The sequence below is a fragment of the Hydrogenophaga sp. genome (assembly GCF_041633695.1).
Taxonomy (GTDB): domain Bacteria; phylum Pseudomonadota; class Gammaproteobacteria; order Burkholderiales; family Burkholderiaceae_C; genus Hydrogenophaga.
This window is the reverse complement of record NZ_JBFJMY010000160.1, coordinates 1-8,929: the sequence shown is the minus strand read 5'-3', so window position 1 is coordinate 8,929 and position 8,929 is coordinate 1. Positions and strand designations below refer to the sequence as shown.

Below are 8,929 nucleotides of genomic sequence, written 5' to 3'. Positions count from 1 at the left end.
CCAGGCCGGCGGCGCGCGCGGCTTCGATACCACGCAACACGCTGGCCACCGGAAAGTCCACGTCGTTCATGGAGCGAAAGACCGCGTCGTCCAGGCTGTCCAGGCTCACGGTCACCCGTTGCAGGCCGGCGGCTTTGAGCGCGGCGGCCTTGCGTTCGAGCAAGGCACCGTTGGTGGTCAGGGTCAGGTCCAGCGGCAGACCTTCGGTGGTGCGCAAGGCCGACAGCTGTTCGATCAGGATTTCGATGTTCTTGCGCAGCAGGGGTTCGCCGCCCGTGAGGCGGATCTTCTGCACGCCGTGCGCCACGAACTGCTTGGCCACGCGGGTGATCTCTTCGAAGGTGAGCAGATCGCCGTGCGGCAGGTAGGGGTAGTCCTTGTCAAAGACCTCCTTGGGCATGCAATAGCTGCAACGGAAATTGCAGCGGTCGGTCACGCTGATGCGCAAGTCCCGCAAAGGGCGGCCCAGGGCATCGCCGAGCAGACCAGAGGCGGGCACCAGGGTGGCGGGTACCCGGGCTGACAGCGTGGTGCTGCGTTGATCGATCAGGGGGATGACACGTTCGGACATGCGCAAATTATCGGCCAAGGGGCGACGCCACCGCATCCACGTATTCCAGTGGACCACCTGGCGTCAGGGCCATGGCCGGTTCAGCTTGCGCCGACCGGGGTGAAAAGCGCGCGGTTTTGGCTCAACCAGTCGTGCGACAGCGGGCTGCTTTGCTGGCTCGGATGGAAGTCGCGCTTGAAGTAGGCCAGCCAGGGCCGCCAGCTTTGGCGCAGCAAGCCCCTGCTGCCCAGCAGGTGGCGTGCCGCGCTGGCCCAGGTGCTCCAGCGCCAGAGTGTGCCGTCGCGGCGCAGGTTGTCCACCGTTTGGCGCAGGGTATCGCCCACAAAGATCAGGGTCACGCGGCGCATCCATTTTTTGCGCCACGCCTCGTCGCCGCCCAAGGCCTGGTAGACGTCAAAGGCCGTGTTCTTGTGTTCGGCTTCTTCTGCGCTGTGCCATTCCCACAAAGCCTGAAGCCGCGGTTCGGTGCCTTTGAAGATCTGCGGATTCGACAGCAGCCACTCGGCAAACAAGGCGGTGAAATGTTCGTTGGCCGCCGTGATGGCCAAGGCGTGGCGCGGGTCCAGTTGTTCGACCAGCTTCAGACGCTGGCGCGCCCGAGGCTCCCAGGCGTTGACCAGTCCGTGTTTTTCGATCTGCGTGTTGAACAAGGCGTGGATGCGTCTGTGGGTCGCTTCCTGGCCGATGAAGCCCCGGGCCTCGCCTTGGTGGCGTTGCTTTTGTTCGTCGGACATGCTTTCCAGGCCGTTGCGCACCGAGTCGATGAAAAACTGCTCCCCGACCGGGAAGCTCATGGACAGCGCGTTGAACGCAGCGGTGAGAAACGCATCGCCCGCGCACCAGTGGCGCGCAATGGGTTGCTCCAGATCGATGAGGAGGCGGCGTACAACGAGTTCGGTCATGCATGACTCCGGGGTAAAGATGGGATGGGGTCAGAAGAAGCACCAGCCGCATGCGGAGTGGTACTGATTGGTACCAAGTCATTTTGGTGCCCATGCCGGCACCGTGTCAAGGCCAGCCATGGTGGTTCGGCTGTGGCCGCCCCCGGGGTCGATAAGATGCGTCTTCATGACAGCCTCCATCAACAGCGTGATCGACAGCGAGCACCGTGTGCGCCTGCTCCAGGCAATGGCCGCCCTGGCGGGTGCGCGGGGTTATGCGGGCATCACCATTGCCGACATCGTGCGGGAGGCGGGGGTGTCCAAGCGCACCTTTTATGAGCACTTCGATGGCAAAGAGGCCTGCTTTCTCGCCCTGTACCGAGCGGCCAGTGGCGCGGCCCTGCGCGTGTTGCGCGAAGCCGTGAGCGCCGACAAGCCCTGGCAGCTGCAGGTCGAATCCGCGTTGAGCAGCTACTTTGCGCACATGGCGGCGGATCCGCAGGTGCTGAAAATGCTGTTTGTCGAGATCCACCAGCTGGGCGAGCCGGGTGCGTTGCTGCGGCGCGAAGTCATGCAGCAGATGGTGGATTTCATGTTGAGCACGGTGCAGCCGGGCAACGGACCGGTGCCGGGCGCTGCACCGGTCGTGCTCACGCCCACCATGGCCATGGCGGCCGTCGGTGGCATCAACGAGCTGATCTTGCAGGCGATCGAGCAGGGCATGGCGGGCGATTTGCCGCGCCTGACGCCCACCGCCAGTGCGCTGATCCGCGCACTCGCCCAGGCCGAAGTTCCCGACCTCTGAGACACCCGCCGGACGAAAAAAGGCCCGCTTGCGCGGGCCTTTTGACTGTTAGGTGTGGGAACGGGGTTGGCTCAAGCGCCGTGGAATTGCACCACCAGCGGCACGATCAGCAGCGCCACGATGTTGATGATCTTGATCAGCGGGTTGATGGCCGGACCCGCCGTGTCCTTGTAGGGATCGCCCACGGTGTCGCCGGTCACAGCCGCCTTGTGCGCTTCGGAGCCCTTGCCACCGTGGTTGCCGTCCTCGATGTACTTCTTGGCGTTGTCCCAGGCGCCGCCGCCGGTGCACATGGAAATGGCCACGAAGAGACCGGTGACGATGGTGCCCATGAGCAGGCCACCCAGCGCCTTGGGGCCCAGGATGAGACCGACCAGGATCGGCACCACCACAGGCAGCAGCGAGGGGATCACCATTTCCTTGATGGCAGCGGTGGTCAACATGTCCACGGCCTTGCCGTACTCGGGTTTGCCGCTGCCGTCCATGATGCCCGGGATGTCGCGGAACTGGCGCCGCACTTCCACCACCACGGCACCCGCAGCGCGGCCCACGGCTTCCATGGCCATGGCACCGAACAAATACGGAATCATGCCGCCGATGAAAAGGCCGACGATGACCATCGGGTCGCTCAGGTTGAAGCTGATCGCCTGCCCATAACTTTCCAGTTTGTGGGTGTAGTCGGCGAACAGCACCAGCGCGGCCAGGCCGGCGGAGCCGATGGCATAGCCCTTGGTGACGGCCTTGGTGGTGTTGCCCACGGCGTCCAACGGGTCGGTGATGTCGCGCACGCTGGCCGGCATTTCCGCCATTTCGGCGATACCGCCCGCGTTGTCGGTGATGGGGCCGTAGGCGTCCAGGGCCACCACGATGCCCGCCATGCTCAGCATGCTGGTGGCGGCGATGGCGATGCCGTACAGGCCGGCCAAGGTGTAGGAGGCAATGATTGCGGCGCAGACAAACAGCACCGGCCAGGCGGTGGAGCGCATGGACACACCCAGGCCGGCGATGATGTTGGTGCCGTGACCGGTGGTGGACGCCTGTGCGATGTGCTTGACCGGTGAATACTGGGTGCCGGTATAGAACTCGGTGATCCAGACCAGCGCGGCGGTCAGGGCCAAGCCGACGAAGCAGGCGCCGAACAACCTGATCTGGCTACCGGTGGCCGTGATGGCGTTGTCCGGCATGATCCAGAGGGTCACGAAATAAAACGCGATCAGCGACAGCACGCCCGCAATGGCCAGCCCCTTGTACAGCGCCGGCATCACGTTCTTCATGCCGGGCGATGCCTTGACGAAAAAGCAGCCGATGATGGACGCCACGATGGACACGGCACCCAGCATCAGCGGGTAGATCACCGCGTTCATGGGGGCGGCTGCGACCATGAGCGCACCCAGCACCATGGTGGCGATCAGCGTCACGGCATAGGTTTCGAACAGGTCGGCGGCCATGCCGGCACAGTCGCCCACGTTGTCGCCCACGTTGTCGGCGATCACCGCCGGGTTGCGCGGGTCGTCTTCTGGAATGCCGGCTTCCACCTTGCCCACCAGATCGGCACCCACGTCGGCGCCCTTGGTGAAGATGCCGCCGCCGAGCCGGGCAAAGATCGAGATCAGCGAAGAGCCAAAAGCGAAGCCAATCAGCGGGTTGAGCAGGGTGGCCAGGTTCTTGTCGGGTGTCAGATTGCCGTTGCCCACGAGAAACCAGAAGAAGCCGGTCACGCCCAGCAGACCCAGTCCCACCACCAGCATGCCGGTGATGGCGCCGCCGCGAAACGCCACGTCCAGCGCCGGGCCAATGCCCTTGGTGGCGGCCTGGGCGGTGCGCACGTTGGCGCGCACCGACACGTTCATGCCGATGAAGCCGCAAGCGCCCGACAGCACCGCGCCCACGACGAAGCCGATGGCGGTGGTCGCATCCAGGAAGAGACCGATCAGCACGGCCAGAACGACGCCCACGATGGCAATGGTTTTGTACTGCCGCGCCAGATAGGCGGCCGCACCGGCCTGAATGGCCGCAGCGATCTCTTGCATGCGGGCGTTGCCCGCGTCTTGAGAAAGAATCCAACTGCGGGACCAGAAACCGTAAATCACGGCAACGAGACCGCACACGAGCGCAAAAATCAGCGCAGATTGTCCAACCATGTATTTCTCCTGCTCATTTCGACTTGGAGGGGGCAACGCTAGGAGGTCTGTCCCCGCTGCGTTGCTTCCTCGCGTCTGGCGCCACACGCGGGGTGTGACGGGGCAGGCGATTGGCCAACAAGTCGAATTTAGCGGGTCCGATGTGGTTTGCGCTACCCCTTGCCAGCAATTAGTAAGCTCGGCATCGGTAAAATCAGGGTAAGTCCTAGGCATTCAGGGGCCAGGCCCCTGTTCAGCCGCAGGGACCACTGTCCCGCAGAAGCCCGCGTCCCGCGCGACTTCACGCTCCCAGTTAACAACCAACCAGCAGACCACCCCATGTCACTCGACAACGTCACCCCTGGCAAAAACGTGCCCGAATCTTTCAACGTGATCATCGAAATTCCGATGAACGCCGATCCGATCAAGTACGAAGTGGACAAGGAAACCGGCGCCATTTTTGTGGACCGCTTCATGAGCACCGCCATGCACTACCCGACCAACTACGGCTACGTGCCCAAGACCATTTCGGGCGACGGCGACCCGGTGGACGTGCTGGTGATCACACCCGTGCCTTTGATCCCGGGCGTGGTCGTGCCTTGCCGCGCGATCGGCATTCTGAAAATGGAAGACGAAGCCGGGCAGGACGGCAAGGTGCTGGCGGTGCCGATCGACAAGATCCTGTCGATCTACACCCAGTGGCAAAAGCCGGAAGACCTGAACCCGATGCGTTTGAACACCATCCAGCACTTCTTTGAGCACTACAAGGATCTGGAGCCCGGCAAATGGGTGAAGATCATCGGCTGGGAAGGCAAAGACGCTGCCCACCAGGAAATTCTGGACGGCATCGCCAACTACGAAAAATCCCTGGCCTGATGTTCGGCGCCTGAGGGCGCAGGGCCGCAAAAAAGCCTGCCCGGTGTTTGCCGGGCAGGCTTTTTTTCAAACTGGGCCGGACGGAATCAGATGTTGTGCGCCGCGTCGATGTCGCCCCGGTATTCGATCTTGCCGCGCACGCGTGCACGCGGGTGCATGTCGATCAACTCGTCGTAACTGGCGTCGCCAATCAAGGTGGCCGAGCCGGTGATTTCCAGCGCCTTGCGCGCGATCACGGTGCCGATCACCTTGCCTTCGATGAACACATAGTCGGCCTCGAGCCGGGTGTTTTCGATCACGCCGGTAGCGCCCACGTGCAGGGTGCCACCGGTCTCGAAGGTGATGTTGCCCTTGAGCAGACCATCAACTTTGATGCCCTGGTCGAGCGTGGTCTGAAAAGAACCATCGAACACCGCGCCCTCTGCGATCAGGCTGGTGATGGCGCTCAGCCGTTCGGCGGGCACGAGGCGGGTGGTGGCGGGGTTTTTGCTCATGGGTCAGGGCTCCTTGCTGTGCAACCAGTTTTCGGGTTTGAGATGAGGGGGGGGCGTTGGATCGGTTGTCTCAGCTGCAGCGGGTCGAGGCGCTCTGCGGGGCGGCGAGGCACCGCTGCGCCATGCAGGCTCCCAACGCAAATGCACTTCGGCTTCTGTTTCGGGCTCGGAAGTGGGTTCCGGCGTGACCTGCAGCGCTGGGGTCGGTGGCGCGGCTTGGGGCGGCACGTCGACGACTTGCGGCACAACATCCAGCGCACTGGCTTGCCAGCGCAGTACCGCTACAGCAACCGCCAGCAACAAAAAAATGGGCAGAAAAGACCGCCTCAGTCCCCACAGCGTCCAACGCAAGGCCACGCGCCGACGCGACACCCAGCGGCTGCGGCGCTGGCTTGCGTGCAGCAATGCACGCCGCAGCGCCTCGGTATCCGGTACCGGCGCCGTGGTGTGGGTGATGGGGGTGTGTGTGCGTTTTCGCCACAGCATGGCAACCCGTCAGGCGGGGTTCTGACCGGGTGCCACGCGCTCCAACGTGGCGTTGAGGTCGGCTCCATTGACCTGGATGCGCCCATAGCGCACCAGGCCGTGCACGCTGGCGGTATCGTGCAAGGAGACTTCACCCTGACCCGAATCCAGAATGCCATCGGTGTGGCCCATGACCGAGATCTTTTGCGCGGTGATGTCGCCTTTGACGCGCCCGGTTTCTGTCACCACCACCGCCACGCTGGCGTTGGGGGCCTGGGTCAGATTGCCTTCGACATGCCCGGCCACGCTGCAAGGGCCGCGCAGTTCTGCGTTGCCCACGAAACGCATGCCTTCGGCCACCATGCTGCGGGCCTGGCTGGTCGCCGAGCCAGGCGCGTCGGCGTCGGCCTGCAGCAATGGCATGTGCGCGGGTTGCAGGGTGGGCATGGCATTGCCCACGGACACTTCCAGCACCTGTTCCGGTTCGTTTGGTGGCTCGTTGTATCCGTTCTCGCTGCTGCTGCCATCGCTGTTTTGCGGGGCGTACGAGGGCGCGGAGTTGTCGTCGTTCATGTTGGCATTTCCCACGTTGTTTTCAAAATGGCGATCGGGCTTCAGGTAGCGTTTGGCTTTCATGGCGATCGGCGGGCGCGTGTTCAGGTGGGCTCGGTGTGCACATCGTGCAGCACGGGCAGGTTGTCGCCGAGTTTGAGCGTCTTGAAGGGGCCTTGCAAGTCGGCGCCTTCGTAGAGCTGCAGGCGCCGCGCCATCAAGGTGCCGGTGGACACGCCGGTCTTGGACACATAGGCCATGCCGGTGCATTCCAGGCTGGTCTCGTTGGGGCTGGCGCCGGGTGCCCCCAGGCGGCCAAACAGGTAAAAGTCGCCGTTGACGCGGATGCGCCCGCGCACCACACCACCGGTCCAGATGATCAAACGGCCTTCGACCCGGATGTGGCCGGCGATTTCGCCTTGCACCAGCAGACCGCCATCGAATTGCAGCTCGCCGTCGAGCCGGCAACCGGCGGCCACGCGGTTCACCACATTCATCGCGATGGGGTCCAGCGTCAGCGTGTCCTGTGGCGTTTTCAGTTCCATGGCAACACCCCGGCGCGGATCGATGCCACCGCCAAGCCCGCAACGCCCAGCGCAGCCAACCCCAACACCGCCACCCAAAGCGCATGCCGCTCCAACAGGCGGCGCAGGCGACCGGGACGGCGCCGGGGTCGCCCAGGCGCGTCGCTGGCGTGGTTCAGCACGATCCAGTCGCTCCAAGCCTGGCTCAGGCGCTGCTGGCCGCTGGGCAGGTGCACGGCGATGCCTTGCGCGATCGTCTCCACACCCGAGAGGCGCCGCCCGAGCAACACGCTGTACGGCGGGCCCACGATGGTGTGGGTGAAAAACGTATCGGCTTCGTCCATGGTCGTCCAGTTTAGCGAATTTGTAAGCAATTAATACACGGTGGCAAGGTGTTTCATGGATCTTCACACACTGCAGGCGGTGGTTTTCCACCAACCGAGCCGGGTCGCTTCAAGGGACTGCGTTCGGACAGGTGTTCCAGATATTGTTCGATGCCATCGCCTTCGCGGGCCAGATAACGCTCGACCGCGTCGGCAAAAGCCGGGTGTGCCAACCAGTGGGCGCTGGTGGTCTTGACCGGCATCAGCGCGCGCGCCATTTTGTGTTCACCCTGAGCGCCGCCCTCAAATCGCTGGAAACCATGGTCCATGCACCAGGCCAGTGGCTGGTAGTAACAGGCCTCAAAGTGCAAACAATCCACCCGCTCCAGCGCACCCCAGTAGCGCCCGTAGGCCACGCGTGCGCGCCAGTCCAGACCGATCAGGCTGCAGGCCATGGCTTGACCGCCGCGCTCGGCCACGAACAGCAGCCAGTTTTCCGGCATGGCGCTGGCCATGCGTGCAAAAAAATCCCGGCTGAGATACGGTGCGTTGCCGTGCTCAAGGTAGGTGCGCTCGTAACAGCGGTAGAAAAAGTCCCAGTCGGCGGTTGAAATGTCCGGCCCTTGCACCGAGCGGAACACCACGCCCGCTTCGGCCACCTTGCGCCGCTCTTGGCGGATTTTTTTGCGCTTTTCCTGCTGCAGGCCGGCGAGAAAATGCTCGAAATCGGTGAACGGCGAAGCCACCGCGTTGGGGCGGGCAGGGGCCGAGGCTCCGCCGTCGGGCAACGAACCCCGTGCACTGGGGAGCGTGGGCGCCTCGTTCTTCCAGTGGAACTGCACCGTGTGGCGCAACAGCATGCCGGCTTCCTGGCAGGCTTGCACGTCGTGCGGCTGGGCGAACAGCAGGTGCAACGAGGAGAGATCTTCTTCGCGGGCATGCGCGAGCAGGGCTTGTACCAGGGCCACGCGGGCCGCTTGGTCGCGCGCGAGCAGGCGCGCACCCGGCACGGGCGTGAACGGCACCGCCACCAGGGCCTTGGGGTAGTAGCCGAGTCCGTTCTGGTGGTACGCGTTGGCCCAGGCCCAGTCGAACACGTATTCCCCGTAGGAGTTGTTCTTCAGGTACATCGGGCATGCCGCCTGCAGCTCTGTGCCCAACCAAAGCGTCACAAACCGGGCCTGCCAGCCCGCCCTGGGGCGGGCGGCGCCGCTTTCGTGCAGGGCGCACAAGTATTCGTGCCGCATGAAGGGGCTGGGGTCGGGCTCACAGGCCAGCAGGCTGTTCCAGTCCTGGGTTGGGATGCGCAGCGGCGAGT

Annotated in this window: 10 protein-coding genes; 2 read left to right on the top strand and 8 right to left on the bottom strand. The window is 63.9% G+C overall.

Features of this window, described 5'->3' with window-relative positions; all coding sequences use genetic code 11:
- Together ABYB95_RS11550 and ABYB95_RS11545 are read right to left on the bottom strand one after the other, a co-directional pair.
- Positions 1-571, bottom strand: a 571-nt coding sequence (locus ABYB95_RS11550) for a radical SAM protein (protein ID WP_372658674.1), incomplete at its 3' end; no start/stop codon positions are given.
- A gap of 80 nt (positions 572-651) precedes the next feature.
- Positions 652-1,473 (bottom strand): metal-dependent hydrolase, encoded by an 822-nt coding sequence (locus ABYB95_RS11545; RefSeq protein WP_372658673.1) that lies wholly within the window; start codon positions 1,471-1,473, stop codon positions 652-654.
- Positions 1,474-1,639: 166 nt separating this feature from the next.
- On the opposite strand from ABYB95_RS11545, the gene ABYB95_RS11540 reads away from it, so the two are divergent.
- Complete coding sequence (locus tag ABYB95_RS11540) at positions 1,640-2,257, top strand: TetR/AcrR family transcriptional regulator (protein ID WP_372658672.1); 618 nt, start codon at positions 1,640-1,642, stop codon at positions 2,255-2,257.
- A 71-nt stretch (positions 2,258-2,328) separates the two neighbouring features.
- Here the strand turns inward: ABYB95_RS11540 and ABYB95_RS11535 are convergent, their stop codons facing one another.
- A complete protein-coding gene (locus ABYB95_RS11535; RefSeq protein ID WP_372658671.1) occupies positions 2,329-4,398 on the bottom strand; it encodes a sodium-translocating pyrophosphatase in 2,070 nt (689 codons plus the stop codon).
- Between the two features lie 318 nt (positions 4,399-4,716).
- Between ABYB95_RS11535 and ppa the strand changes: the two genes are divergently transcribed.
- Positions 4,717-5,253, top strand: a complete 537-nt coding sequence (ppa, locus tag ABYB95_RS11530) for an inorganic diphosphatase (RefSeq protein WP_372658669.1) — start codon at positions 4,717-4,719, stop codon at positions 5,251-5,253.
- Positions 5,254-5,339: 86 nt separating this feature from the next.
- Here the strand turns inward: ppa and ABYB95_RS11525 are convergent, their stop codons facing one another.
- The 5 genes from ABYB95_RS11525 to ABYB95_RS11505 form a co-directional block, all read right to left on the bottom strand.
- On the bottom strand, positions 5,340-5,747 hold the full coding sequence (locus ABYB95_RS11525) for a polymer-forming cytoskeletal protein (protein ID WP_372658668.1): 408 nt from the start codon (positions 5,745-5,747) through the stop codon (positions 5,340-5,342).
- Between the two features lie 495 nt (positions 5,748-6,242).
- Positions 6,243-6,848 (bottom strand): polymer-forming cytoskeletal protein, encoded by a 606-nt coding sequence (locus tag ABYB95_RS11520; RefSeq protein WP_372658667.1) that lies wholly within the window; start codon positions 6,846-6,848, stop codon positions 6,243-6,245.
- A gap of 20 nt (positions 6,849-6,868) precedes the next feature.
- On the bottom strand, positions 6,869-7,309 hold the full coding sequence (locus tag ABYB95_RS11515) for a polymer-forming cytoskeletal protein (RefSeq protein WP_372658666.1): 441 nt from the start codon (positions 7,307-7,309) through the stop codon (positions 6,869-6,871).
- Positions 7,300-7,632: a hypothetical protein gene (locus ABYB95_RS11510; protein WP_372658665.1), complete on the bottom strand. Its 333-nt coding sequence runs from the start codon at positions 7,630-7,632 to the stop codon at positions 7,300-7,302. Before ABYB95_RS11510 ends, ABYB95_RS11515 begins: the two co-directional genes overlap by 10 nt.
- Positions 7,633-7,685: 53 nt before the next feature.
- Positions 7,686-8,929: GNAT family N-acetyltransferase (locus ABYB95_RS11505; RefSeq protein ID WP_372658664.1), on the bottom strand; the 1,244-nt coding region annotated here is incomplete at its 5' end.